Annotated in this window: 21 protein-coding genes; 5 read left to right on the top strand and 16 right to left on the bottom strand. The window is 72.3% G+C overall.

The genetic code is table 11. The annotated features are described in order from the left end of the window. Positions 1-42: 42 nt before the first annotated feature. From ACF08W_RS22325 to ACF08W_RS22315, 3 genes are all read right to left on the bottom strand, one after another. Complete coding sequence (locus tag ACF08W_RS22325; RefSeq protein ID WP_392280295.1) at positions 43-381, bottom strand: P-II family nitrogen regulator; 339 nt, start codon at positions 379-381, stop codon at positions 43-45. Then, entirely contained in the window at positions 378-1,733 is a 1,356-nt protein-coding gene (locus ACF08W_RS22320) for an ammonium transporter (protein WP_385211880.1), read from the bottom strand. Before ACF08W_RS22320 ends, ACF08W_RS22325 begins: the two co-directional genes overlap by 4 nt. 325 nt (positions 1,734-2,058) lie before the next feature. Then, on the bottom strand, positions 2,059-3,534 hold the full coding sequence (locus tag ACF08W_RS22315) for a hypothetical protein (protein ID WP_352276307.1): 1,476 nt from the start codon (positions 3,532-3,534) through the stop codon (positions 2,059-2,061). Between the two features lie 433 nt (positions 3,535-3,967). Between ACF08W_RS22315 and ACF08W_RS22310 the strand changes: the two genes are divergently transcribed. Continuing rightward, entirely contained in the window at positions 3,968-4,627 is a 660-nt protein-coding gene (locus ACF08W_RS22310) for a bifunctional DNA primase/polymerase (RefSeq protein WP_392280294.1), read from the top strand. 101 nt (positions 4,628-4,728) lie between these two features. Here ACF08W_RS22310 and ftsY read toward each other — a convergent pair whose 3' ends face one another. Continuing rightward, complete coding sequence (gene ftsY / locus ACF08W_RS22305) at positions 4,729-5,940, bottom strand: signal recognition particle-docking protein FtsY (protein WP_352276303.1); 1,212 nt, start codon at positions 5,938-5,940, stop codon at positions 4,729-4,731. A gap of 109 nt (positions 5,941-6,049) precedes the next feature. On the opposite strand from ftsY, the gene ACF08W_RS22300 reads away from it, so the two are divergent. Together ACF08W_RS22300 and ACF08W_RS22295 are read left to right on the top strand one after the other, a co-directional pair. Then, positions 6,050-7,462, top strand: coding sequence for a purine-cytosine permease family protein (locus ACF08W_RS22300; protein WP_392280293.1), 1,413 nt, complete (start codon positions 6,050-6,052; stop codon positions 7,460-7,462). A 56-nt stretch (positions 7,463-7,518) separates the two neighbouring features. Next, the gene (locus ACF08W_RS22295) at positions 7,519-8,484 is read left to right on the top strand and encodes an LLM class flavin-dependent oxidoreductase (protein ID WP_385211872.1); all 966 of its coding nucleotides are present in this window, start codon (positions 7,519-7,521) and stop codon (positions 8,482-8,484) included. Between the two features lie 16 nt (positions 8,485-8,500). Here ACF08W_RS22295 and ACF08W_RS22290 read toward each other — a convergent pair whose 3' ends face one another. The 4 genes from ACF08W_RS22290 to ACF08W_RS22275 all read right to left on the bottom strand — a co-directional run bounded on the left by ACF08W_RS22290 (position 8,501) and on the right by ACF08W_RS22275 (position 14,852). Further along, positions 8,501-9,913, bottom strand: a complete 1,413-nt coding sequence (locus tag ACF08W_RS22290; RefSeq protein ID WP_352276299.1) for a sugar porter family MFS transporter — start codon at positions 9,911-9,913, stop codon at positions 8,501-8,503. An 81-nt stretch (positions 9,914-9,994) separates the two neighbouring features. After that, the gene (gene smc, locus ACF08W_RS22285) at positions 9,995-13,564 is read right to left on the bottom strand and encodes a chromosome segregation protein SMC (protein WP_392280292.1); all 3,570 of its coding nucleotides are present in this window, start codon (positions 13,562-13,564) and stop codon (positions 9,995-9,997) included. Positions 13,565-13,922: 358 nt separating this feature from the next. Then, entirely contained in the window at positions 13,923-14,135 is a 213-nt protein-coding gene (locus ACF08W_RS22280) for a hypothetical protein (RefSeq protein WP_352276296.1), read from the bottom strand. A 435-nt stretch (positions 14,136-14,570) separates the two neighbouring features. Next, positions 14,571-14,852: an acylphosphatase gene (locus ACF08W_RS22275; protein WP_385211868.1), complete on the bottom strand. Its 282-nt coding sequence runs from the start codon at positions 14,850-14,852 to the stop codon at positions 14,571-14,573. A 144-nt stretch (positions 14,853-14,996) separates the two neighbouring features. Between ACF08W_RS22275 and ACF08W_RS22270 the strand changes: the two genes are divergently transcribed. Next, positions 14,997-15,884, top strand: coding sequence for a CAP domain-containing protein (locus tag ACF08W_RS22270; RefSeq protein ID WP_392280291.1), 888 nt, complete (start codon positions 14,997-14,999; stop codon positions 15,882-15,884). A 66-nt stretch (positions 15,885-15,950) separates the two neighbouring features. Continuing rightward, positions 15,951-16,361: an NAD(+)--rifampin ADP-ribosyltransferase gene (arr, locus tag ACF08W_RS22265; protein WP_392280290.1), complete on the top strand. Its 411-nt coding sequence runs from the start codon at positions 15,951-15,953 to the stop codon at positions 16,359-16,361. 18 nt (positions 16,362-16,379) lie between these two features. Here arr and mutM read toward each other — a convergent pair whose 3' ends face one another. The 8 genes from mutM to recG all read right to left on the bottom strand — a co-directional run bounded on the left by mutM (position 16,380) and on the right by recG (position 23,812). Then, positions 16,380-17,228 (bottom strand): bifunctional DNA-formamidopyrimidine glycosylase/DNA-(apurinic or apyrimidinic site) lyase, encoded by an 849-nt coding sequence (gene mutM / locus ACF08W_RS22260; RefSeq protein ID WP_352276290.1) that lies wholly within the window; start codon positions 17,226-17,228, stop codon positions 16,380-16,382. Positions 17,229-17,344: 116 nt separating this feature from the next. After that, the gene (rnc, locus tag ACF08W_RS22255) at positions 17,345-18,166 is read right to left on the bottom strand and encodes a ribonuclease III (RefSeq protein ID WP_352276289.1); all 822 of its coding nucleotides are present in this window, start codon (positions 18,164-18,166) and stop codon (positions 17,345-17,347) included. 19 nt (positions 18,167-18,185) lie between these two features. Further along, positions 18,186-18,359 carry a 50S ribosomal protein L32 gene (rpmF, locus tag ACF08W_RS22250; RefSeq protein ID WP_003965982.1) on the bottom strand — a complete coding sequence of 58 codons (174 nt, stop codon included), beginning with the start codon at positions 18,357-18,359 and terminating at the stop codon, positions 18,186-18,188. A 2-nt stretch (positions 18,360-18,361) separates the two neighbouring features. Then, positions 18,362-19,033, bottom strand: a complete 672-nt coding sequence (locus ACF08W_RS22245; RefSeq protein ID WP_385211861.1) for a YceD family protein — start codon at positions 19,031-19,033, stop codon at positions 18,362-18,364. Positions 19,034-19,183: 150 nt separating this feature from the next. Beyond that, a complete protein-coding gene (locus tag ACF08W_RS22240; RefSeq protein ID WP_392280289.1) occupies positions 19,184-20,296 on the bottom strand; it encodes an ATP synthase F0 subunit B in 1,113 nt (370 codons plus the stop codon). A 96-nt stretch (positions 20,297-20,392) separates the two neighbouring features. Then, complete coding sequence (coaD, locus tag ACF08W_RS22235) at positions 20,393-20,875, bottom strand: pantetheine-phosphate adenylyltransferase (protein WP_352276468.1); 483 nt, start codon at positions 20,873-20,875, stop codon at positions 20,393-20,395. Positions 20,876-20,901: 26 nt separating this feature from the next. Beyond that, positions 20,902-21,486, bottom strand: a complete 585-nt coding sequence (gene rsmD / locus ACF08W_RS22230; protein WP_392280288.1) for a 16S rRNA (guanine(966)-N(2))-methyltransferase RsmD — start codon at positions 21,484-21,486, stop codon at positions 20,902-20,904. A 109-nt stretch (positions 21,487-21,595) separates the two neighbouring features. After that, positions 21,596-23,812 carry an ATP-dependent DNA helicase RecG gene (recG, locus tag ACF08W_RS22225; RefSeq protein ID WP_392280287.1) on the bottom strand — a complete coding sequence of 739 codons (2,217 nt, stop codon included), beginning with the start codon at positions 23,810-23,812 and terminating at the stop codon, positions 21,596-21,598. Positions 23,813-23,849 lie beyond the last annotated feature (37 nt).

Genomic DNA, 23,849 nt, shown 5'->3' with positions numbered 1-23,849 from the left:
GGGGAGGCCGCCGCGGGCCGTACGGGTCCGGGCCGGCCCCGGTCAGAGGGCGTCCGGGCCGCGTTCGCCGGTCCGGACCCGGACGGCGGTCTCCACCGGCACGCTCCAGACCTTGCCGTCGCCGATCTTGCCGGTGCGGGCGGCCTCGACGACGACGTCGATGAGCTGTTCGACGTCCGCGTCCTCGGCCAGGACCTCGATGCGGATCTTGGGGACGAGGTCGACGGTGTACTCGGCGCCCCGGTAGACCTCGGTGTGGCCGCGCTGGCGGCCGTATCCGCTCGCTTCGGTGACCGTGAGGCCCTGGACGCCGAAGTCCTGGAGTGCCTCCTTGATCGCGTCGAGCCGGTGGGGCTTCACGACCGCGGTGATGAGTCTCATGCGTCCACCTTCTCCGTCTTCGCCGCCGCCGGGGTGCCGGGGGCGGGGTCCGCCGTGGTGCGCGGGGCGGAGCCGCCGCCCGCTCCGCTGTGGTCGTAGGCGGTCTCGGCGTGTTCGACCCGGTCGATGCCGGAGACCTCGTCGTCCTCGGTGACCCGCATGCCGATCGTCCGGTCCAGCAGGAGGGCCAGGGCCGCCGAGACGACCAGGGAGTACGCGAGGACGGCGAGGACGCCGACGGTCTGCTTGCCGAGCTGGTCGAGGCCGCCGCCGTAGAAGAGCCCCTTGGCGTCGGACTGGACTCCGCCGGTGGCGAGGAATCCGACGAGCAGGGAACCGACGATCCCGCCGACCAGGTGGACGCCGACCACGTCCAGCGAGTCGTCGTAGCCGAAGCGGTACTTCAGGCCGACGGCCATGGCGCAGAGCACCCCGGCGACCGCTCCGACCGCGATCGCGCCGAGCGGGCTGACCGCGCCGCCGGACGGGGTGATCGCGACGAGTCCGGCGACCGCGCCGGAGGCCGCGCCGAGGGTGGTGAAGGAACCGTGGCGGAGCTTCTCGTAACCGAGCCAGGCGAGCATCGCGGCACCGGTGGCGACCTGGGTGTTGACGAACATCACCGCTCCGACGCCGTCGTCGTTGCCGAGCCAGGACCCGGCGTTGAAGCCGAACCAGCCGAACCAGAGCAGTCCGGCGCCGAGCATGACGAGCGGCAGGCTGTGCGGGCGCATCGGGTCCTTCTTGAAGCCGACCCGCTTGCCGATGACCAGGATCACGCCGAGCGCCGCGGCCCCGGCGTTGATGTGGACGGCCGTGCCGCCCGCGAAGTCGATGACCCCCATCTCGTACAGCCAGCCGCCCGTGCCCCAGACCCAGTGGGCGACGGGGAAGTAGACGACGGTGGCCCAGAGGGTGATGAACAGGGCCCAGGCGGTGAACTTCACCCGGTCGGCGAGGGCGCCGCTGATCAGGGCCGGGGTGAGTACGGCGAACATCAGCTGGAAGACGGCGAAGACGTAGACCGGGATGGTGTAGCCGTCCCAGAGCTGGGTGACGCCGATGCCGCTGAGTCCGAGGTAGTCGGAGCTCCAGCCGACGACGGAGCCGACGTCGGTGCCGAAGGCGAGGCCGAATCCGTAGAGCACCCACAGGACCGTGACGATCCCGAGGCTGATGAAGCTCATCATCAGCATGTTGAGGGTGCTCTTGACCCGGACCATGCCGCCGTAGAAGAAGGCCAGGGCGGGGGTCATGAGCATCACCAGGGCGGAGCAGATCAGCATGAACCCGGTGTTGGCGGCAGACAGCGTCGGGGTGTCTGCGGCAAGCGTCGTGATGCCTGGGGGCATCGGCGTCTCCTCGTCGTCGAAGCGGCCGCGTGCGGGCGGTGGGGAGCGGCACCACGTGCGGGACCACTGGGGAAGGGTGCGGGCCGGTTGTGGCCACGAGATTCGCCCAGCGCGGTTTCCACCGATGCCGCACGGTGTTTCGCGGCGGTGACGAAGAGGTCCGGCGTGTTACGCCGTCATGAACCGGGAGTTGACGGGGGCACCGAGGGGTACGCGGACGCGGACCGGCCACGTCGGCCACCCGCTGACCTGGCAATGGGGGGAGCCGAAGTCGGTCGGTACGGGGTGGCCGGCGTGGCCGGGGTCGGGGCGCCGCTCGGAGTGGCTAGACCGCTTCCGCGGTCTCCGGCAGCTGTTCGGTGAGCAGGTCGGTGAGCCGGGCGACCTCGGGGATGTCCCCGAAGTCGCGGGCGGCGGTGTCGACGGTCTTGCGGAGGCGGGTGTTGACCCGCTCGGAGCGGACCTTCCGGGCGACCTTCAGGGCCCGCTCGGCCAGGACGGTGGACTGCTCCGGCTCGCGCTTGAGGAGGTGGACGGTGGCGAGGCCGATCAGGTTGAGCGCGTACGACCGCTGGTGTTCGTCGTCCTCCTCGAAGAGCTGGACGGCCTTCTCCATCAGGGGCTCGGCGAGCGAGGCGTACGTGGGGCTGCGGCCCGCCACGTAGGCGAGGTCGCGGTAGGAGTGGGAGTTCTCGCCGTTGAGCTCGGCCTCGGAGAAGAAGCGGATCCAGTCGGGCTCGGGCTCGCCGTCGAGCCCGACGTCGAGGAAGGTGTCCTCGGCCATCCGGACGGCCCGGCGGCACTTGCTGGGCTGGCCCATGTTGGCGTACGCGCGGGCCTCCATCGCATACAGCATGGCCTGGGTGCGCGGGGTGGCGCAGTCCCGGCCGCCGTACTGCGCGAGATGGATCAGCTCCAGGGCGTCGTCGGGGCGCCCGAGGTGGATCATCTGGCGGCTCATGCTGGAGAGGATGTACGAGCCCAGCGGCTTGTCACCGGCCTCCTTGGCGGCGTGCAGAGCGAGCACGAAGTACTTCTGGGCGGTGGGCTGGAGCCCCACGTCGTAGCTCATCCAGCCGGCCAGCTCGGCCAGCTCGGCGGCGCACCGGAAGAGCCGCTTGGCGGTGGCCTCCGGCTGCGGCTCCTGGAGCAGGTCGGTGACCTCGTGGAGCTGTCCGACGACGGCCTTGCGGCGCAGCCCGCCACCGCACTGCGCGTCCCACTGGCGGAACATCGCGGTGGTGGACTCCAGCAGGTCGAGCTCGGGGCCGGAGAGCCGGGACGGGCGGTGGGACGGGGCCGCGGGCTCCGGGGCGGTCCGGGCGGAGGCGGGGACGGGCACCAGCCAGCGCTGCATCGGCTCGATCAGCGCGGGCCCGGCGGCCAGGGCGAGCGAGGAGCCCAGGAATCCGCGCCGGGCGAGCATCAGGTCGCTGCGGGAGAACTCGCTGAGCAGGGCGACGGTCTGCGGGCCCGCCCAGGGCAGGTCGACCCCGGCGACCGAGGGTGACTGGTGCGCGGAGCGCAGGCCCAGGTCCTCGACGGCGACCACGGAACCGAAGCGTTCCGAGAAGAGCTCGGAGAGGATGCGTGGAATCGGCTCGCGCGGGTTCTCGCCGTCGAGCCAGCGCCGTACCCGGGAGGTGTCGGTGCTGATGTGGTGGGCGCCCATCTGGCGCGCCCGGCGGTTCACCTGGCGGGCCAGCTCCCCCTTGGACCAGCCGCTGCGCACGAACCACGAGCTCAGTTGTGCGTTGGGGCGCTTTCCGGCACTCGAAACGCCTGCGCCGCTGCCACTCACTGGAACGCCCCCATCCCGCTGGATACCTGTCGCGCGAACCACTACCAGAATGTCCTGAGCCGATGGCGCCGCTACGGAGAGAATGCGCCAGCGAACGAGTAGTCGACTTGCCTCCGGCATACCCGTGGGCGCACATACTTCCATGGTTCGTGTACCGACGGTAATCCTACGATCACCCCCTGGGCGAGAGGGATTACGGAATCGCCACCATTCGCCACCCCTTCGAATGAACACCACCCGCATCGGGCGCGATTCACTTGACGCACACGATCACCAGGGGGCGCGGTGATGCGGACCGGGGCGCGGGTGGAATCGCGCGCTCCCCGATGCCACCGGGCGCACTCCGGACCGACGACGACGGCGGGGCCGCACGGCGCCCCGGCCGTGCCGTGGCCGTCGTAACCACCGGCGAGTCGGACCCGTTGGAGGGGGTATGGGCTTCACGATCGGCGGCATCCGCGAGATCCGCACCGGCTCACGGCGTCGCGGCCGTGCCGCCGAGTGCACGGCACTGGCCGAGTACACCGGGCTGTGGGGCTGGGCGGTCGTTCCGGGGGCGCGGGCCGCGGCGGGCCGCTGCTCCTGCGGCGAGGCCGCCTGCCCCTCCCCCGGTGCCCATCCGCTGGACCGCGCCCCCGAGATCCCCGCGGGCACCACGCTCGACGCGGCGGCCCGTGCGTGGGCCCGGGTGCCGGGCGCCACCATGCTGCTGCCGGTGGGCCGTACGTTCGACGTGCTGGACGTCGCGGAGGCGGCCGGCCGCCGGGCGCTGGTGCGGATGGAGCGGATGGGGCTGCCGCTCGGCCCGGTCGCGGTGACCCCGGCCGGGCGGGCGCGGTTCTTCGTGGCCCCCGGGGCCGCCGCCGAGCTCCCGCAGCTGCTGTACCGGATGGGCTGGGACGACGCGGGGCTGGACCTGAAGGCGCTCGGGCCCGGCTGCCACATCACGGCACCGCCCTCCGACGAGGGCGGCCTGGGCCCGGTCCGCTGGCTGCGCCCCCCGGTGCTGGACACGGCGGCCGCCCCGCCGCAGGCCCGGCTGCTGCTCGGCACCCTGGCGTACAGCTGCCACCGCGCCCCCCTCTGCGGCTGACCCGGGGCCACCGGGCCGGTCCCCTCGACGCCGGGAGCCCGACCGCGGTGCTGCCGTGCGGTCGGGCTCCCGGACGTGTCCCTCGGGCGGGTGAGGACGGGTCAGTCGCCGATCAGGGCGTCGACGAACGCCTCCGGCTCGAAGGGGGCCAGGTCGTCCGGGCCCTCGCCGAGACCGACCAGCTTGACCGGCACGCCCAGCTCGCGCTGGACGGCGACGACGATGCCGCCCTTGGCGGTGCCGTCCAGCTTGGTGAGCACGATGCCGGTGATGTCCACGACCTCGGCGAAGACCCGGGCCTGCACCAGGCCGTTCTGCCCGGTCGTGGCGTCGAGGACGAGCAGGATCTCGTCGAGCGGACCGTGCTTCTCGACCACTCGCTTGACCTTGCCGAGCTCGTCCATGAGGCCGGTCTTGGTGTGCAGCCGCCCGGCGGTGTCGATGAGGACCACGTCGGCCCCCTCGGCGATGCCCTCCTTGACCGCGTCGAAGGCGATCGAGGCGGGGTCGCCGCCCTCGGGGCCGCGTACGGTGCGGGCGCCGACGCGCTCGCCCCAGGTCTGGAGCTGGTCGGCGGCGGCGGCGCGGAAGGTGTCGGCCGCGCCGAGCACGACGCTGCGGCCGTCGGCGACGAGCACCCGGGCCAGCTTGCCGGTGGTGGTGGTCTTGCCGGTGCCGTTGACGCCGACGACCATCACGACGCCGGGGGTGTCGAGACCGCTCTCCGTCTTGACCTGGCGGTCGAAGTCGGTGCCGAGCAGGGTGAGGAGCTCCTCGCGCAGCAGCGCGCGCAGCCCTTCGGGGGTGCGGGTGCCGAGCACCCGGACGCGCTCGCGGAGCCGCTCCACCAGCTCCTGGGTGGGGGCGACGCCGACGTCGGCGGTGAGGAGGGTGTCCTCGATCTCCTCCCAGGTGTCCTCGTCGAGGTTGTCCCGGGACAGGAGCGTGAGCAGCCCCTTGCCGAGGGAGTTCTGCGAGCGGGCGAGCCGGGCGCGCAGCCGTACCAGCCGGCCGGCGGTGGGCTCGGGCACCTCGATGGCCGGGGCGGCGGGCGCCTCCGGCTCGACGGCCTCGGGGGCCTCCTCGACGGGGGCCGCGGCCTCCGGCGGACCGACCTCCTCGATGGTGCGGCGCGGTTCCTCGCGCGGCGTTTCGGCCTCCTCGCCGACATGGGGCTCGGCGGGAGGTGTGATGGTCGGCGTGCTCGACGGCGCCGGGGGCAGCTGCTTCTTCTTGCGGCCGCTGACCACGAGCCCGCTGATCACGCCGACCGCGACCAGGGCGATGACTACAGCAAGGATGACGAATTCCATAACCCACCCAGTATCAGTCACGTCCGACCGGCGGGACCGTCCCGAAGGATCGCCCGGACACCCACCTGATCGTTATGCACTCTTTGGGCTGAAAGGTACGATCCTGCCCGTGGAGACCCGTGGCCTGGAACCCGTCCCCGACGGCGAGCGCACCGGCCGGGCCCGGTCCCTCTTCCCCACCTGGGTCGGCGCGAATCTGACCGTGCTCCTCCTCACCATCGGCGCGGGGCTCGTCGTCCTCGACCGGCTGAACCTCTGGCAGGTGCTGGCGGTCGCGGCGCTGGCCTCGGTGCTCGGTTTCGGGCTGGTCGGCCTGGTCTCGGTCGCGGGCAGCCGGGGCGGGGCTCCGGGCATGGCGCTCTCCCGGGCCGTCTTCGGGCAGCGCGGCAATCTGCTGCCCGGTGCGCTGACCTGGGTGGCCCGCTGGGGCTGGGAGACGGTGAACGCGGTCACCGGCAGCTACGCGGCGCTGGCGGTGCTGGACCGGCTCCTCGGCGTCCCGGCCGGCCGGCGCACCACCCTGGTGGTCCTGCTCGTCTTCGTGGGGTGCAGCTGGCTGGTGTCGGGGCTGGGCATGGGGGCGCTGCGGGTGTGCTGCACCTGGTCGGCGTATCTCTTCGGTGGCGTCAGCGTGCTCGTGCTGGTCCATCTGGCCGGTACGACGGACTGGCACGCCGTGCTCGCCCGGCCGGCCGGTCCGGCGGCGATGGTGGTCGCGGGGGTCGGCACGCTGGCGGCGGGCGGGATCAGCTGGGCCCCGTCGAGCCCGGACTTCGCCCGCTACCTGCCGCGTACGGCGTCCGGCTGGGCGATGACCGGGGCGACCGTGGCCGGTGCCGCCCTCGTCTATCTGCCGATGGTGGCGATGGGGGCGGTGATGGCGGTCGCCGAACCGGGGCTGGCCGCCGCCCGCGATCCGGTCGCGTTCATCGGGCCGCTGCTGCCGGGGTGGCTCGCGGTGCCGTATCTGCTGTTCGTCATGGCCGGAATGGTGCTGATCAACGCGATGTCGCTCTACTCGGCCGGGTTCACCGCGCAGACGCTGGGGTTCCGGGTCCCGCGCGCCCGGGCGGTCGGGATGAACGCCCTGATCAGCCTGGGTCTGGGGGGCTGGCTGATGTTCACGGCGGCCGGTTTCCTGGACGCGTTCGTCTCCTTCCTGACGCTGCTCGCCGTGACGTTCTCCGCCTGGATCGGCGTCTTCGCCGTGGACCTGCTGCGGGGCCGGGTGTACGACCCGGCGGCGCTCCTGGACACCACCCCGTCCAGCGCCTACTGGTACACCCGGGGCTTCGCCGTACCGGCCGTGGCCGCCTGGTCCGCCGGCCTGGTGGCGGGGCTGCTGCTCACCCGGGTGCAGTGGTTCAGCGGCCCGCTCGCCACCACCTGGGCCGGGCGCCTGGGGCTGGGCTGGGCGGCCGCGATCACGGTCTCCGCCACCCTGTACGCCGTACTGCCGCGCCCCGCCGGTCAGCCCCGGGCCGACGGCGGAAGGACCGAGGACGCACCTCTACACATCTGACGCTCTGTCAGCTACTGTCCCGTTCGCCGCGCCCGCCGACGATGGGGACACGTCTCATGGCCTTCACAGTGGTCCGGTTCAATCTCGTCGATCCCGACGCCGCCCCCGAGCCGCTCTCGGCCCGCTACCGCGCCGCGCTGGAGATGGCCGCGTACGCCGACGGGCACGGCGTCGACACCGTGCAGACCGAGGAGCACCACGGCACCACCAACTCCTGGCTGCCCTCCCCCTTCGCCTTCGCGGGCGCCGTCTTCGGCGCCACCTCCCGGATAGCGGTCACGGTCTCGGCGATCATCGGCCCGCTGCACGATCCGCTGCGGCTGGCCGAGGACATCGCCGTACTGGATCTGCTGAGCGCCGGCCGGCTGGTGACGGTGGCCGGGATCGGCTACCGGCCCGAGGAGTACGAGCAGGCGGGCGTCGAGTGGGGCCGTCGCGGCCGGCTCCAGGACGAGCTGCTGGAGACGCTGCTCCAGGCGTGGACCGGCGAGCCGTTCCCGTACCGGGGGCGGACCGTGCGGGTCACGCCGCGCCCGTACACCCAGCCGCACCCCTTGCTGCTGGTGGGCGGCAGTTCGCGGGCGGCGGCACGGCGGGCGGCCCGGCTCGGGCTGCCGTTCTTCCCGAGCGCGCACCTGCCGGAGCTGGAGGCGTACTACCACGAGCGGCGCGCCGCGTTCGGGACGGACGGCTTCTGCATGATGCCGTCCGCCGAGACGCCGCTGCTGCACGTCTCCGAGGATCCGGACCGGACCTGGGCCGTGTACGGCGAGCACTTCCTGCACGAGGCGCGCACGTACGCCTCCTGGCAGTCCAAGGACATCCGCTCGGCGGTGCGTTCGGCGGCGACGACGGTGGCGGAGCTGCGGGCCGAGGGGGTCTACCGGGTCCTGACCCCCGAGGAGTGCTCGGCGGCGGCCGGCGAGCTGGACAGCCTGGTGCTGCATCCGCTGTGCGGCGGGATGCCGGTCGAGGAGGGGTGGCGCAGCCTGCGGCTGTTCTGCACGGCGCTCGGACACTGAGGGGCCCGCGCGGCGCTCAGCCCATCTCCTCCAGCGCCTTGCCCTTGGTCTCCCTGACGAAGAGGAGCACGAAGGGGATGGAGAGCGTGGCGAAGCAGGCGTAGATGATGTACGTGGCCGAGAGGTTCCACTCGGACAGGCTCGGGAAGCTCGCGGTGATCGCCCAGTTGGCGAGCCACTGGGCGGAGGCGGCGACACCGAGCGCGGCGGCACGGATCCGGTTCGGGAACATCTCGCCGAGGAAGACCCAGACGACGACGCCCCACGACAGGGCGAAGAAGAGCACGAAGACATGGGCCGCGACGAGCGCGACCGCCCCCTGCGGGCTGGGCAGTTTGCCGTCGACCAGCTTCGAGGAGAAGGCCCACGCCTCGAAGGCGAGGGCGACGGCCATGCCGGTGGAGCCCGCGAGGGCGAGCGGTTTGCGGCCCACCCGGTCGACCAGCACCATCGCGATGACGGTACCGATGATGTTGATGATGGACGTGGTGAACGAGTAGAAGAAGGACTCGGTCGGGTCGATGCCGACGGACTGCCAGAGCGTCGCCGAGTAGTAGAACGCCACGTTGATGCCGACGAGTTGCTGGAAGACCGAGAGGCCGATGCCGATCCAGACGATCGGCAGGAAGCCGAAGCGGCCGCCGAGCAGGTCCCGGAAGGTGGACTTGTGCTCGCGGTGCATGGCGGTCTCGATCTCGGCCACCCGGGCGTCGAGGTCGACACCCCTGCCCTCGACCTCGGCGAGGATCCTGCGGGCCCGGTCCGTGCGGCCGACCGAGATCAGGAACCGGGGCGACTCGGGGATCGCGAAGGAGAGCAGCCCGTACAGGAGGGCCGGGACGACCATCACGCCGAGCATCCACTGCCATGCCTCCAGACCGCCGATCCGGCCGCGCTGGTCGCCGTCGGCGAGTTGCAGGATGCCGTAGTTGACCAGCTGGGAGATGGCGATGCCGATGACGATCGCCGCCTGCTGGAAGGAGCCGAGCCGGCCCCGGTAGGCGGGCGGCGAGACCTCCGCGATGTACGCGGGGCCGATCACCGAGGCCATCCCGATGGCGAAGCCTCCGATGATGCGCCACATCGCCAGGTCCCAGAGGGCGAACGGCAGGGCCGAACCGACCGCGCTGACGGAGAAGAGCCCGGCGGCGATCCGCATGCACTGGATGCGGCCGATGCGGTCGGCGATCCGGCCGGCGGTGGCCGCGCCGATCGCACAGCCGATCAGGGCGATGGCGATGACCTGGGCGAGGGTGGCGGAGCCGATGTCGTAGCGGCTGCGGATGGCCTCGACGGCACCGTTGATGACCGAGCTGTCGTAGCCGAACAGGAAGCCGCCCATGGCGGCGGCCGCGGTGATGAAGATGACGTGGCCGAGGTGGTCGGGCTGGCTCGCCCCGGCCGCCGGTCCCTGCGCTGTACTGGTCACATCTGCTCCTGACGGGTCATCCCCCAGTGGCGCACATCTTTCCGGCGGCCACCACTCGGGCGGTGGACGCCGGGCCCCGGCTCAGCGCAGCCGCTGGCTGATCACCTTGGAGACGCCGTCGCCCTGCATCGACACGCCGTACAGCGCGTCGGCGACCTCCATCGTCCGCTTCTGATGCGTGATCACGATGAGCTGCGAGCTCTCCTGGAGCTCCTCCATGATCCGGATCAGCCGCTGGAGGTTGGTGTCGTCGAGCGCCGCCTCCACCTCGTCCATCACGTAGAACGGGCTCGGCCGGGCCTTGAAGATGGAGACCAGCAGCGCCACCGCGGTCAGCGAGCGCTCCCCGCCGGAGAGCAGCGAGAGCCGCTTGACCTTCTTGCCGGGCGGCCGCGCCTCGACGTCCACCCCGGTCGCGAGCATGTTCTCCGGGTCGGTCAGGACGAGCCGGCCCTCGCCGCCCGGGAAGAGCCGCGAGAAGACGCCCTCGAACTCCCGGGCGGTGTCCCGGTACGCCTCCGTGAACACCTGCTCGACCCGCTGGTCGACCTCCTTGATGACCTGGACCAGATCGGCCCGGGTCTTCTTCAGGTCCTCCAGCTGCTCGGAGAGGAACTTGTGCCGCTCCTCCAGCGCCGAGAACTCCTCCAGGGCGAGCGGATTCACCTTTCCGAGCTGCTGGTACGCCCGTTCGGCCGACTTGAGCCGCTTCTCCTGCTCGGCCCGGACGAAGGGGACCGGCCGGTTGCGCGGATGCTCCGGGTCCTCGGGCAGCTCCTCGCCCTCCGCCACCGGGGACGGCGGTACGGGCTGGTCGGGACCGTACTCGGCGGTCAGCCCGGCGGGCTCGACGCCCAGCTCCTCCAGCGCCTTCGTCTCCAGCTGCTCGATCCGCAGCCGCTTCTCGGCGCCGAGCACCTCGCCCCGGTGCACGGAGTCGGTGAGCCTGTCCAGCTCGCTCTTGAGCTCGCGGCCCCGGCCCCGCTCCGCCGCCAGCTCCCGCTCCCGCTCCCCCTTCGCCGCCTCGGCCGCGGCCCGCTCCCGCTCGGCCCGGACGACCGAGACCTCGACGTGGGCGAGGAGCTGGCGGGCGCCGGAGGCCACCGCGGCGGCCACCCGGGCCTCGTGGCGGCGGCGGGCCCGGCGGCGCTCGGCGCGGGCCCGGGCCTCCCGTTCGGCCCGGGCGCCCCGGTCGAGGGCGTCCGCCCGGCCCGCGAGTGCCTTGACCCGCTCCTCGTGGGTACGGGCCTGGAGGCGGGCCTCCATCTCGGTCTGGCGGGCGTTGGCGCCGTCGGCGGCGAGCCGGTCCCGTACGGCGGTGTCCGGCTCGTCCGCCACGGGGACCTCCTCGGCGACCAGCAGCCGCTCGGCCAGCTCCTCGGCCTCCTCGACCGCCCGGTCCAGGGCTTCCTGGGCGCGGGCGGCGGAGGCGGTCGTCCGCTCGGCCTCGCCCGCGGCGCCCCGGGCCTGCCCGGCCAGCCGCCCCAGCTGCTGGGCGACCCCCGACTTCTCCCGCTCGGCGGCCCGGCGCCGCTCCCCCAACTCGTCGACGAGCCCGGCCGCGGCCCGGCGCCGCTCCCCGGCGGCCTGCTGCGCCTCGGCGGACTCCGCGCACCGCACGGCCAGCTCCTCCAACTGGGCGGCGGCCTCGTCGACCGACGCCTGCACTTCGAGGAGGCTGGGCGCACCGGCGGAGCCGCCGTGCGCGAAGTGGGCGGAGAGGATGTCGCCCTCGGCGGTCACGGCCGTCAGTTCCGGGCGGGCCTCGACGAGATCCTCGGCGTCCTCCAGGGTGGCGACGACCACCATGTCCCGCACCAGTACGCGTACGGCGTCCACCAGTTCGGCGGGACCGCCGACCAGATCGGCCACGGCGGGCGGCCCCGCGTCCACGCGGACGGCCGGGGCCACCTGTCGCGGCGCCCCGGTCCGGACCCCGCCCAGCAGCAGCGCGGCCCGCCCCGCGTCCTGCTTGCGCAGCAGCCGGATGGCCTCCGCCGCCGAGGCCGGGTCCGTCGCCGCGACCGCGTCGGCCGCCGCGCCGAGCGCCGCCGCGACCGCCACCTCGTACCCCGTCGCCACGGTCAGCAGTTCCGCGGCCGGACCGAGCAGCCCGGCCGGCCGGTCCCGCGCCCCGAGCAGCGCGCCCGTACCGTCCTTGCGGCGCAGCCCGAGGGCCAGCGCGTCGTGCCGGGCCGCCACCGCCGCCCGCCTCCGCTCCTCGGCGGTGGCCGTCTCCCGGGCCGCGGTGAGCTCCGCCTCCGCCCGGGCCAGCTCCTGGCGGGCGGTCTCGTACTGTTCGCCGAGCTCCTCGTCCCCGGCGTCCAGCCCGGCCACCTCGGCCTTCAGCTGCTCGTACTCCTCCTGGGCGGCGACCGCCCGCTCCCGCGCCTCGTCCCGGGCGGCGGCCAGCCGGTCGATCTCGGCCTGCGCCGAAGCGGCCCGGCCCCGGGCCGCGTTCACCTGACCGGTCAGCCGGGCGAGCCCCTCGCGGCGGTCCGCGATGGCGCGGGCGGCGTCCTTGAGGCGGCGCTCCTCGGCCGCCAGTTCCCGTTCCAGCTCGGCGCGGTGGGCCGAGGTGTCCTCCAGGGCGTGCTCGGCGGCGGTGAGCGCGGCCGTCAGCTCCGCCTCCTGCTCGCGGATCCGGGCGGCCTCCCGCTCCATGTCCTCGGGGTCGCGGCCGCGCCGCTCCTCCTCGACGGGTGCGGCGGCGCTCGTGACCCGGGCGTCGGCCAGCGAGACCGTGCCGCGGACCCGCTCGGCCAGCTGGGAGAGCTCGTACCAGGTCTGCTGGGCCCGCTGGAGCCGGGGGGCGAGGCGCCGCACCTCCTCCTCCAGCTCCGCCTCACGGCCGAGCGCCGCTCTCAGCTCCGTCTCGGCGGCCTCGCGACGCTGCTTGAGCGCGGCCTCGTCGGCGATCTCGTCGCGCAGCGCCGTGCGGAGCGTGACCAGGTCGTCGGCGAGCAGCCGCAGTCTGGCGTCGCGCAGGTCGGCCTGGATGACGGCGGCCCGGCGTGCCACGGCGGCCTGTCTGCCGAGCGGCTTCAGCTGCCGTCGCAGCTCATCGGTGAGATCCTGGACGCGGGCGAGGTTGGCGCCCATCGCGTCCAGCTTCCGCAGCGCCTTCTCCTTGCGCTTGCGGTGCTTGAGGACGCCCGCGGCCTCCTCGATGAAGGCGCGGCGGCCGGCCGGGTCGGCGTGGAGCACGGAATCGAGCTGGCCCTGGCCGACGATGACGTGCATCTCCCGGCCGATGCCGGAGTCGGAGAGAAGCTCCTGGATGTCCAGGAGGCGGCAGGTGTCGCCGTTGATCTGGTACTCGCTGCCGCCGTTGCGGAACATGATCCGGGTGATCGTCACCTCGGCGTACTCGATGGGCAGCGCGCCGTCGGAGTTGTCGATGGTCAGCGACACCTCGGCCCGGCCGAGCGGCGGGCGCCCGGTGGTGCCGGCGAAGATGACGTCCTCCATCTTGCCGCCGCGCAGGGATTTGGCCCCCTGTTCCCCCATGACCCAGGAGAGCGCGTCCACCACATTGGATTTGCCGGAGCCATTGGGGCCGACGACACAGGTGATACCGGGTTCGAACCGGAGCGTCGTGGCGGAGGCGAACGACTTGAAACCACGCAGGGTCAGGGCCTTGAGGTGCACGCCGCCGGACTCTACCTTTCACTCTCGGTTTCACCCATGAAGGTGCAGGGCACATCAGACGTTAAGGGAAGGGGTACGCCGGGGGGCAGGTTCCGTGCAGGTCCGGGCGGAAATGGCGCCGGACGCCGGTGCGGACGGAAAAGAAAAAGGGACGCCGAAGCGCCCCTTGGTAAAACTTGTGCGGTACTCCGCACGGTGGTTCTGGTGCAGCTGCGCAGGCCGAATCAACACATGTCACGGAAGTGACAGATCAAGAGCAGTGATCTTCAATGATCCGACGGTGATTCCGGCGACGATCCGGGTGATGATCCCCGGCGGCTGACGCATACGGACCCGACCGGCCACGAGGGCCCATCGGTCAGGTCAGCGCCGGCTCCGCCTGAGGTACGTCGATGTCGATGCTGTCGAGCAGCGACTCTTGGTGCTGTGCGGCGGCGGTCAGCGCGTCGTTCTCGTCCTGGATCCGTACGAGCTCGGATTCCAGGTCCTGGACACGCTGTTGGAGCCGTCGCATCTCGGCGAGGAGTCGCGGGTCGGAACCGCCGACGTAACCGAGAAGCGCCTTTGCCATGATGGATGGTCCTCCACACTGAGTGACCGACCGATGCGGTGTGGGTCGTGAGGGAATCGCACCCGCGGTGCTCGGCAGTGCTCTGTCGTCACTGCTGTCCTGCTGCCGAACAGCTCTGCCAAACAGCTAAGGTGCGCGGGGATTTCAGAGTCTCACCAAAAAGTTTGACGGTCAACACGATCACGCCCGACAGAGGGGGCATCCCGCGGCGCGCGGCCCGACGATCATGCGGCGCGTCTCTCCGGCGGGGCCCGACGGGGCGTGGAGATCATTCCTATTGCGGCAGCCTGGCACGTCCACTCATTCCTGGCAACCATCCGGACATTCCGCAGGTCATTTCATGTGTACGGGAATGCAGGACCCCCCGGTGACCCTTCGACCGCAATCGAACACGGTCCGAACATCGGGTGCTCCGCGCCCCCGGGCGGGCCGGGCTCAGCGGATGGCGAAGCCCTCGTAACCTCCGCGCGGCGTGTCCCATATCTCAGTGACCCCGTCCACACGTCCGGGTGTGTCGGCCGAGCGCAGCCAGTCCAGCAGCCGCTCGCAGCTCTCCCGCCGCCCTTCGGCGACGACCTGCACCCGGCCGTCGTCGAGATTGAGCGCGAAGCCGGTGAGACCACCGATCTCCAGCGCGTTCTCCCTGGTGAACCAGCGGAATCCGACCCGTTGCACCCGGCCGCGCACCCAGGCGGTCAGCCGTACGTCTTCGTCCATGCCCGAACGCTAACCGGCCGACCGCGCCCGGAGCACATCCCTCCGTATGGCCATGGCGTACAGTCCCCACCCAATAGACTCACCCGAACGGGTTAAGACCGGTGGCGTCGGAATGACGTCCGGACCGTCAGAAGGGCTCAGCAGATGGGACGCCATCGTCGCTCCGCCGTCACTCCGGCCACCGACGACCAGGAGGCCCCGGGTGCGGCCCGAAGGCCGGTCGGGCACCGCGGGAAGCGGTCCGGCTCGGCCGTCCGCACCGGAATGGTCGGTGTCTCCGCGGCGCTCGCGGTGGGGGCCGTGGCGATGACCACGGGGCTGATACCCGGCGGCGACACCCTCACGATCGGCGGCGGCGCCGCCGACCGGGTGCGCGCCGACAGCTCCCCCGACGGACAGGCCGAGGCCGGCCGGGGCGCCACCGCCGCCGACCGGGGCACGGGCCGGGCCGGTGGCCCGCACCGGAGCCCGTCCGCGGCCGGATCGCCCACCGCCGCCCCGTCCGCCTCGAAGCCGCCCGCCGCCGAACGGAAGAAGCCGTCCGCCCCGGCCGCGAAGCCGACTCCGTCCAGGACCGCCGCCCGCAGCACCGCCCCGGCCGCCACCAAGGCTCCCGCCGCGCCGAGGACCACCGCCGCCGCCCGGGGCTCCGCCGTCACCGACGCGCAAGCCGCCGTACTCGCCCTGGTGAACCAGGAGCGCGCGAAGGTCGGCTGCTCCCCGCTGACCGCCAGCTCCCCGCTCACCTCGCTGGCGCAGGACTACAGCGAGGACATGGCCGCCCGCGGCTTCTTCGACCACACCGACCCGGAGGGCCGCTCCCCCTGGGACCGCGCCTCGAAGGCCGGTGTCCAGGGCCTGGCCGCCGAGAACATAGCCCGCGGCCAGGCGGACGCGCGGGCCGTGATGGCCGCCTGGATGGACAGCCCGGGCCACCGCGCCAACATCCTGAACTGCGACTACAAGACCTTCGGCCTCGGTGTCCACCACGGCTCCGGCGGCCCCTGGTGGACCCAGGAATTCGGCTTCTGACGCGGAGCCGGGCAGGGCCGCCCGGAACTCCCCGCGCGCCCCGGCCCGGGTCGGTAGCCTGTCGCGATGGGCGACATACTGGACACGGGGCCGTTCTTCCACGGCACGAAGGCCGACCTGCGTACCGGGGACTTCCTGACCTCGGGCTTCCGCTCCAACTACCGGCCGGACGTCGTCATGAACCACGTCTACTTCACGGCGCTCCGCGACGGTGCCGGTCTCGCGGCCGAGCTCGCCGCCGGTGACGGCGAGCCCCGCGTCTACCTCGTCGAGCCGACCGGGGAGTTCGAGAACGACCCCAACGTCACCGACAAGAAGTTCCCCGGCAACCCCACCCGCTCCTACCGCAGCAGGGACCCGCTCCGGATCGTCGCCGAGGTCGGCGACTGGACGCGGCTGACCCCCGAGGCGCTCCGGACCTGGCGGGACCGGCTCGCCGCGATCCGCGCGGACGAAAGGGGCGAGATCCTCAACTGAGGACCGCCCCCGGTGGCCTCACCGCGGGCGCTGGCACTTCGGGCAGAAGTGGGACGACCGGTTCATGAAGGCGACGCGCCGGATCGGGGTCCCGCAGCGGCGGCAGGGTTCGTCCTCCCGGCCGTAGGCGTCGAGGGAGCGGTCGAAGTAGCCGGACTCGCCGTTCACATTGACGTAGAGGCTGTCGAAGCTGGTGCCGCCCTGGTCGAGTGCGGCGTTCATCACGTCGCGGACATGGCCGAGCAGCTCGGCGGACCGGGGGCGGGTGAGGTTCGCGGTCGGCCGGTCGAAGTGCAGCCGGCTGCGCCAGAGCGCCTCGTCCGCGTAGATGTTGCCGACGCCGCTGATCAGCGACTGGTCGAGCAGGGCCCGCTTGACCGTGGTGCGGCGCAGCCGCAGGGCCGTGTGGAAGGCGGCGTCGTCGAAGGCCGGGTCCAGGGGGTCGCGGGCGATGTGCGCGATGGCCTCGGGGAGCCCGTCGGGGGTGTTGTCGTGGAGCGAGAGCCCGCCGAAGGTCCGCTGGTCGACGAAGCGGAGCTCGGTGCCGAGGGCGTCGTCGAACCGGACCCGGACCCGCAGGTGCTTCTCGTCCGGCGCGTCCTCGGGCTGCACGAGCAGCTGGCCGCTCATGCCGAGGTGGCCCAGGAGCGAGCCGGCCGCGTCGTCCAGCGGGATCCAGAGGTACTTGCCGCGCCGCATCGCCGTACCGAAGCGGGCGCCGGTGAGCCGGGCCGCGAAGTCCGCCCCGCCGCCCGGATGGCGGCGGACCGCGCGCGGGTGCAGCACCTCGGCCCCGGCGACGGTGCGGCCGGCGGTCCAGCGCTCCAGACCACGCCGTACGACTTCGACCTCGGGCAGCTCGGGCACGGTGACGCTCCTGGGAAAGAGGGGTGGGGGCTGATCCGACTCAGGGATCCGGTTCAGGGATCCGGTTCAGGCAGGACAAAACCCCCGGTGCACCGGGCACCGGGGGTTGCCTCGCCTCAGGCGGGAGCCGCGTCCGTGGACGGCGGGTCAGCGGGGGCGTCGGTGGCGCCCCCGTCGGCGGCGGCCTTCGCCGCTGCCGCCCGCTCCTCCGCGGCTGCGCTGATCCCGCGCCAGGCGGACTCCGCCGCCTGCTGCTCCGCTTCCTTCTTGCTACGGCCGGTGCCGGTGCCGTACGAGACACCACCGACGCGAGCAGCAGCAGTAAAGGTCTTCTCGTGGTCCGGGCCGGTCTCCGTGACGACGTACTCGGGGACGCCGAGACTCTCGCCGGCGGTGAGCTCCTGGAGACTGGTCTTCCAGTCCAGGCCGGCACCGAGGTTGGAGGACCTGTCGATCAGCGGGTCGAAGAGCCGGTGGACCAGCTCCGAGGCCGCGCTGAGGCCCTGGTCGAGATAGACCGCGCCGATCACCGCTTCAAGGGTGTCGGCGAGGATGGACGCCTTGTCCCGGCCACCCGTGCCCTCTTCGCCCCGGCCGAGCCGGATGAAGGAGCCGAGTTCGAGGCCGCGGCCCACTTCCGCAAGCGCACGCGAGTTGACCACCGCGGCCCGCAACTTGGCCAGCTGGCCTTCGGGCAGGTCGGGGTGGGTGCGGTACAGCGTGTCCGTGACCACCAGGCCGAGCACCGAGTCCCCGAGGAATTCGAGCCGCTCGTTGGTGGGCAGACCGCCGTTCTCGTACGCGTACGAGCGATGGGTCAGCGCACGCACCAGAAGGGCGGTCTCGAGTCGATACCCGAGCCGCCCTTCCAGAAGCGTGTGGGACGAGGCTGTGTTGACGTTGTCTGCCTTCTTCTTGGCGTGGGACAACTCAGACATCGGGCCTCTCACCAGCCGCTCAGACTTCGAGGACCTGGCGCTTGTTGTACGTGCCGCAGCTGGGGCACGCGATGTGCTGCAGCTTCGGCTCCTGGCAACGCTCGCACGAAACCAGGGTGGGGACCGCAGCCTTCCACTGCGACCGGCGGTGGCGCGTGTTGCTGCGCGACATCTTCCGCTTCGGAACAGCCACGGCTACTTCTCCTGCTTCTCGTCGACGCCCGCTTCGGCGCCGCCCATGTTGTCCTTCTCGCCGTCCTGAACGGTGTCGGCGAGTCCTTGCAATGCCGCCCAACGGATGTCGACGGCGTCGTGGTGATGACCGGGGTTCTCGTCCAGCCTGACTCCGCACTCGGAGCACAGACCGGCACAGGACTCCCGGCACACCGGCTGCATCGGCAGTGCGAGCACCACCGCGTCACGCAGCACTGGTTCGAGGTCGAACAAGCCGTCCTCGACGAAGAGCCTGTCCTCGTCGTCCTCGGCGTCGTCGGCCGGTTCCGCCTTCGGGCGGCCACGGTCATCGGCGTCAGGGTACGAGAACATCTCCTGGAAGTCCGCCACGACCTCAAGGCGCAGCGGCTCCAGACACCTTACGCACTCCCCCTCGGCGGACGCACGGGCGGTGCCTGTGACAAGCACCCCTTCCATGACCGATTCGAGGCGGAGGTCCAGCTCCACGGGCGCGCCCTCGGGCACGCCGATGACCCCGTCGATGCCGAGGACCGCGGGCGGACCGGGTGCGTCCACCGTGCGGGAGAGCCGCTGGAGGGCACCGGGACGCCGCCCCAGCTCGTGCGTGTCGAACACGAGGGGGTTTCGGTGGTCGAGGTGGCCGTTCAGGGCTGTTCCTGCTTTCGCGATTATGTGCAGCGCACATCGTGGGGAGGGCCGACCGGCTTCGGAGCCGAAGGCGGGCAGCCGGGATCGCGGACATACACGCGACCGAAGAGCCAGGATACTGGACGCGCCGCCCAGCTCCCAATCCGGGCCGTCCGCCCCCGCGGGCCCGTCCGGTCAGCGCCCCTGTTCGTAGCGGCGGAGCTGGTCCAGATCGATCATGCTGGTGTCGAAGAGGCTGGTCTCGTCGAGGGCGCTCCCGGGCTGCTCGGGAAGGCCCTGCTGGGGCTGTACGGGCTGCTGCCAGCCGTCGTAGCCCTGGGCGGCCGGCATCTGGGCCTGGCCCTGGCCCTGGCCCTGGTCGTAGCCCTGCTGCTGGTAGGCGGCGTACGGGTCCGGCTGCTGCGGGTAGCCGTAGGCGTCCTGCTGGGGCTGCTGCTCCTGGTAGCCGTAGCTCTCCGCGTAGGTGGGCTGGGAGCTTTCCGCGTAGGTCGGCTGGGCCTGGGCGGGGAACTGCTGCGGGGGCTGCTGGTGCACCGGCGCGGGCTCCGGGGTGGCGAGCTCGGCGAGCCCGGCCCAGTGGTCCTCGTCGCTCATGCGCGGCCGGCCGCCCGCCGCGTCCTGGGCGGCCACGTGCGCGCCCAGATCGTCGGTGGGGATCCGGCCGTGCAGCTTCTGCCGGCCCCGGCCGACCGCCTCCAGGGTCTTGGCCAGCACCGCCTCGAAGGCGCCGAGCTTGGTGTCGACGTACTCGTCGGCCCGGCGCTGGAGCGTGGCCGGGTCGGTGGAGCGCTCGGGGGCCTCGGCGAAGTCCGGGTCCTCGTAGCCCTGCTCGTCGAAGGGGGTGCCGCGGCCGAGGAGCTTCTCGCGGCCCCGGTCGACGGAGCCGATGGTCTTGGTGAGGACGACCTCGAAGTTGGCGAGCTTGCTGTCGACGTACTCGTCGGCCTCGGCCTTGACCTCGGCGGCCTCCCGGCGGGCCTCCTCCAGGATCCGGTCGGCCTCGCTCTGGGACTGCCGGGCGATCTCGGTGCCGGCGATCAGCGAGGTGCGCTCGGCGCGGGCGGACTCGATGATCCGCTCGGCCTCCTGGCGGGCCCGCTCGGCCAGCTGCTCCTGGCCGCCGATGAGCTCCTGGGCGTGGGCGAGCGAGCCGGGCAGGGCCTCGCGCACCTCTTCGAGCATCGCCAGGAGGTCGGCGCGGTTGACCACGCACGAAGCCGACATGGGCATCGACCGGGCGCTCCCGACGACTTCGACGATCTCGTCGAGCTTCTTCTGCACGTCCACCGTGTGCTCGCCACTCTCTACAGCCGATTGGAGACGGACGGGACCGACTGTACGGCCAGCCGGCGCCCGTCCGACACCTGCTGACGGACCGTCAGTTCACCGGTTCCCGGCGAGGCGCTCGGCGAGGGCCTCCTGGACCACCGGCGGGAGCAGGTGCGAGACGTCGCCGCCCCAGGTGGCGACCTCCTTGACCAGGGAGGACGACAGGAAGCTGTAGGTGGGGTTGGTCGGCACGAAGAGCGTCTCGACGCCGGACAGGCCGTTGTTCATCTGGGCCATCTGGAGTTCGTAGTCGAAGTCGCTGACGGCCCGCAGGCCCTTCACGATCGCCGGGATGTCGCGCTGCTTGCAGAAGTCGACCAGGAGGCCGTGGAAGGACTCGACCCGGACGTTGCCGAACTCGGCGGTGGCCTGCTCGATCAGGTCGATCCGTTCCTCGACGGTGAACAGCCCCTGCTTGGACTGGTTGATCATCACCGCGACATGTACGACGTCGTACAGCTTCGAGGCACGGCCGATGATGTCGAGGTGCCCGTTGGTGATGGGGTCGAAGGACCCCGGACAGACGGCGCGGCGCAATGTGATTCCCTCCCTCTCCGGTCCGGTCATCGTGCGTCTTCGCACGTAGAGGCGGCGCGACCGTACCAAAGCGTGCCCTCGCCGTATCGACGGGCCCGCAGGGGTTCGAACCCCTCGGGCCAGCCGAATTCCCCGCCTCTGGTGCTGCGTTCCACGGTGACGAGCGCGTCGCTGGTGAGCCAGCCCTGAGCACGGAGTGTGAGCAGTATCTCGGCAAGATCGTCGTCGGTGACGGCGTACGGCGGGTCCAGGAAGACCACGTCGTACGGCTCGGCCGGTGCCGGGCCCGTCACGATCTGCTCCGCTTTGCCGGTGCGGACCTCGGCGCCGGGGAGGCCGAGGGTGCGGACGTTGTCGCGGACGGTCCTCACGGCCCTGGCGTCTGCCTCGACGAGCAGGGCGTGGACCGCGCCCCGGGAGAGCGCCTCCAGGCCGACGGCGCCGGAGCCCGCGTACAGATCGGCGATCCGGATGCCCTCCAGGGTGCCGAGCAGCGCCTCCCAGGTGGAGAAGAGGCCCTCGCGCGCCCGGTCGGAGGTGGGACGGGTGCCGGTGCCGGGCGGCACGGCCAGGCGGCGTCCGCCGGCCGTGCCGGCGATCACGCGGGTCATGGGTGTCTGGTCCTCGGGTCGTGGGCGGCCCGCGGGGTGCCGCGGCGCCGTGCCCCCACGATATGGCGTGGCGGCCGGTCGGGCCCGCGCACCCGGGTGCCTCGGGGCCTCACCCCTTGTCGAGGTACTGCTCGCGCCCCTTGTCCAGCAGGGCGTCCAGCGCGGTCCGCAGCTCGGGCAGACCGGACAGTTCCGGGTCGGCGGCGACGATCGCGACCGCCTCCTCGCGGGCGGCGGCGATGACCTCCTCGTCGTCGATGACGGCGAGCATCCGCAGCGAGGAGCGGACCCCGGACTGGGCCTGACCGAGGACGTCGCCCTCGCGGCGCTGTTCGAGGTCGATCCGGGAGAGCTCGAAGCCGTCGAGGGTGGCGGCGACGGCGGAGAGCCGGGCGCGGGCCGGGGACGCCTCGTGGGCCTCGCTGACCAGCAGGCAGAGCCCGGGGGCCGAGCCCCGCCCGACCCGGCCGCGCAGCTGGTGCAGCTGGGAGACGCCGAACCGGTCGGCGTCCATGATCACCATGGCGGTGGCGTTGGGGACGTTGACGCCGACCTCGATGACGGTGGTGGCGACCAGGACGTCGACCTCGCCCGCGGCGAAGCGGCGCATGACGTCGTCCTTGTCCTCCGGGTTCATCCTGCCGTGCAGTACCTCGACGCGGAGTCCGGCCAGCGGGCCCTTGGCGAGCTGCTCGGCGATCTCCAGCACGGCCAGCGGCGGACGCTTCTCGCCCTCGTCCTCGGCGGTCTTCTTCTTCGCCCTCTTCCCCGCCGCCTCGTCCTCGGCGTCGTCGCCGATGCGGGGGCAGACCACGTACGCCTGGTGGCCGCCCTCGACCTCCTCGCGCACCCGGTCCCAGGCGCGGGTGAGGAAGTGCGGCTTGTCCTTGGCGGGGACCACGTGGCTGGCGATCGGCGAGCGGCCGGCCGGGAGCTGGTCCAGGACGGAGGTCTCCAGGTCGCCGAAGACGGTCATGGCGACCGTACGGGGGATGGGGGTGGCGGTCATGACCAGCAGGTGCGGCGGCTGCTTGCCCTTGGAGCGCAGGGCGTCGCGCTGCTCCACGCCGAAGCGGTGCTGCTCGTCGACGACGACCAGGCCCAGGTCGTGGAACTTGACCTTGTCCTCGATCAGGGCGTGGGTGCCGATCACGATGCCGGCCTCGCCGGTGACCAGGTCGAGCAGGGCCTGGCGGCGGGCGGCGGCGCCCATCGAGCCGGTGAGCAGCACCACCTTCGTGCCCTGCTCGCTGCCGCCGAGGAGCCCGCCCTCGGCCAGGTCGCCCATCATCTCCGTGACGGACCGGTGGTGCTGCTGGGCGAGCACCTCGGTGGGGGCCAGCATGGCGGCCTGGCCGCCCGCGTCGACGACGCCGAGCATGGCGCGCAGGGCGACCATGGTCTTGCCGGAGCCGACCTCGCCCTGGAGGAGCCGGTGCATCGGGTGGTCGGTGGCCAGGTCGTCGAAGATCTCGGCGGAGACCTTCCGCTGCCCCTCGGTCAGGGTGAAGGGCAGCCTGGCGTCGAAGGCGTCGAGCAGCCCGCCCGGGACGGGCCTGCGGGGCGCCGCCGGGAGCTGTGTGTCGGCGTATCTGCGGCGGGCCAGCGCGACCTGGAGGACGAATGCCTCGTCCCACTTGAGCCGGTCCCGGGCCTCGGCGATGTCCGCCTTGGTCCGCGGGCGGTGGACCTTCTGGAGCGCCTCGGGCAGGGCGGTGAGGCCCCGGCCCTCGCGCAGCCCCGGCGGCAGCGGGTCGACGGCCTCCCCGGCACGCGGCAGCACCGTGTCGACCGCCTTGGCGATCCGCCACGAGTCGATCTGCTTGCAGGCGGGGTAGATCGGCAGCAGCCGCCCGGCGAAGGCGTCCACCGCCTCGCTGTCCCCGGCGCCCTCGGCCCCTTCCGCGTCCAGCAGCTGGTACGTGGGGTGGGCCAGCTGCATCTTCCGGTTGAAGACGGAGACCTTGCCCGCGAACATCGCCCGCCTGCCCGGCAGCAGCTCCTTGTGCGGCTTGTGGACGCCATGGCCGAAGAAGACCAGCTGGAGGCGGCCGTGGCCGTCGGTGAGGGTGACTTCGAGGCGTCTGCCGCGGCCGCCGTTGAACGTCAGGACGCGGGCGTCGGCGACCTGCGCGACCACCGTCACGTGCTCGTCCAGCGGGAGGTCGGACAGGGCCGTGAGCCGGCCGCGCTCCTCGTACCGCCGCGGGTAGTGGTGGAGCAGATCACCGACCGTGTGCAGGTCGAGGTGTTCGGCCATCACCTTGGCGGTGGCGCCGCCGAGCAGCTTCTTGAGAGGTTCGTCGAACGCAGACACGCCGTCCATTGCACACCACGGCACCGACAATCGTCCGGCGGGCACC

This window comes from Streptomyces sp. NPDC015144 (assembly GCF_043079735.1).
Taxonomy (GTDB): Bacteria; Actinomycetota; Actinomycetes; order Streptomycetales; family Streptomycetaceae; genus Streptomyces.
Note: the sequence above shows the minus strand (reverse complement) of the source record. Positions and strands in the feature narration are given on the sequence as shown.

Bases quoted from the DNA above. Each gene is read 5' to 3' on its own strand.
- ACF08W_RS22325 (WP_392280295.1), bottom strand. From the start codon at position 381: ATGAGACTCATCACCGCGGTCGTGAAGCCCCACCGGCTCGACGCGATC.
- ACF08W_RS22320 (WP_385211880.1), bottom strand. From the start codon at position 1,733: ATGCCCCCAGGCATCACGACGCTTGCCGCAGACACCCCGACGCTGTCT.
- ACF08W_RS22310 (WP_392280294.1), top strand. From the start codon at position 3,968: ATGGGCTTCACGATCGGCGGCATCCGCGAGATCCGCACCGGCTCACGG.
- ftsY (WP_352276303.1), bottom strand. From the start codon at position 5,940: ATGGAATTCGTCATCCTTGCTGTAGTCATCGCCCTGGTCGCGGTCGGC.
- ACF08W_RS22295 (WP_385211872.1), top strand. From the start codon at position 7,519: ATGGCCTTCACAGTGGTCCGGTTCAATCTCGTCGATCCCGACGCCGCC.
- ACF08W_RS22280 (WP_352276296.1), bottom strand. From the start codon at position 14,135: ATGGCAAAGGCGCTTCTCGGTTACGTCGGCGGTTCCGACCCGCGACTC.
- ACF08W_RS22275 (WP_385211868.1), bottom strand. From the start codon at position 14,852: ATGGACGAAGACGTACGGCTGACCGCCTGGGTGCGCGGCCGGGTGCAA.
- ACF08W_RS22270 (WP_392280291.1), top strand. From the start codon at position 14,997: ATGGGACGCCATCGTCGCTCCGCCGTCACTCCGGCCACCGACGACCAG.
- arr (WP_392280290.1), top strand. From the start codon at position 15,951: ATGGGCGACATACTGGACACGGGGCCGTTCTTCCACGGCACGAAGGCC.
- rnc (WP_352276289.1), bottom strand. From the start codon at position 18,166: ATGTCTGAGTTGTCCCACGCCAAGAAGAAGGCAGACAACGTCAACACA.
- rsmD (WP_392280288.1), bottom strand. From the start codon at position 21,486: ATGACCCGCGTGATCGCCGGCACGGCCGGCGGACGCCGCCTGGCCGTG.
- recG (WP_392280287.1), bottom strand. From the start codon at position 23,812: ATGGACGGCGTGTCTGCGTTCGACGAACCTCTCAAGAAGCTGCTCGGC.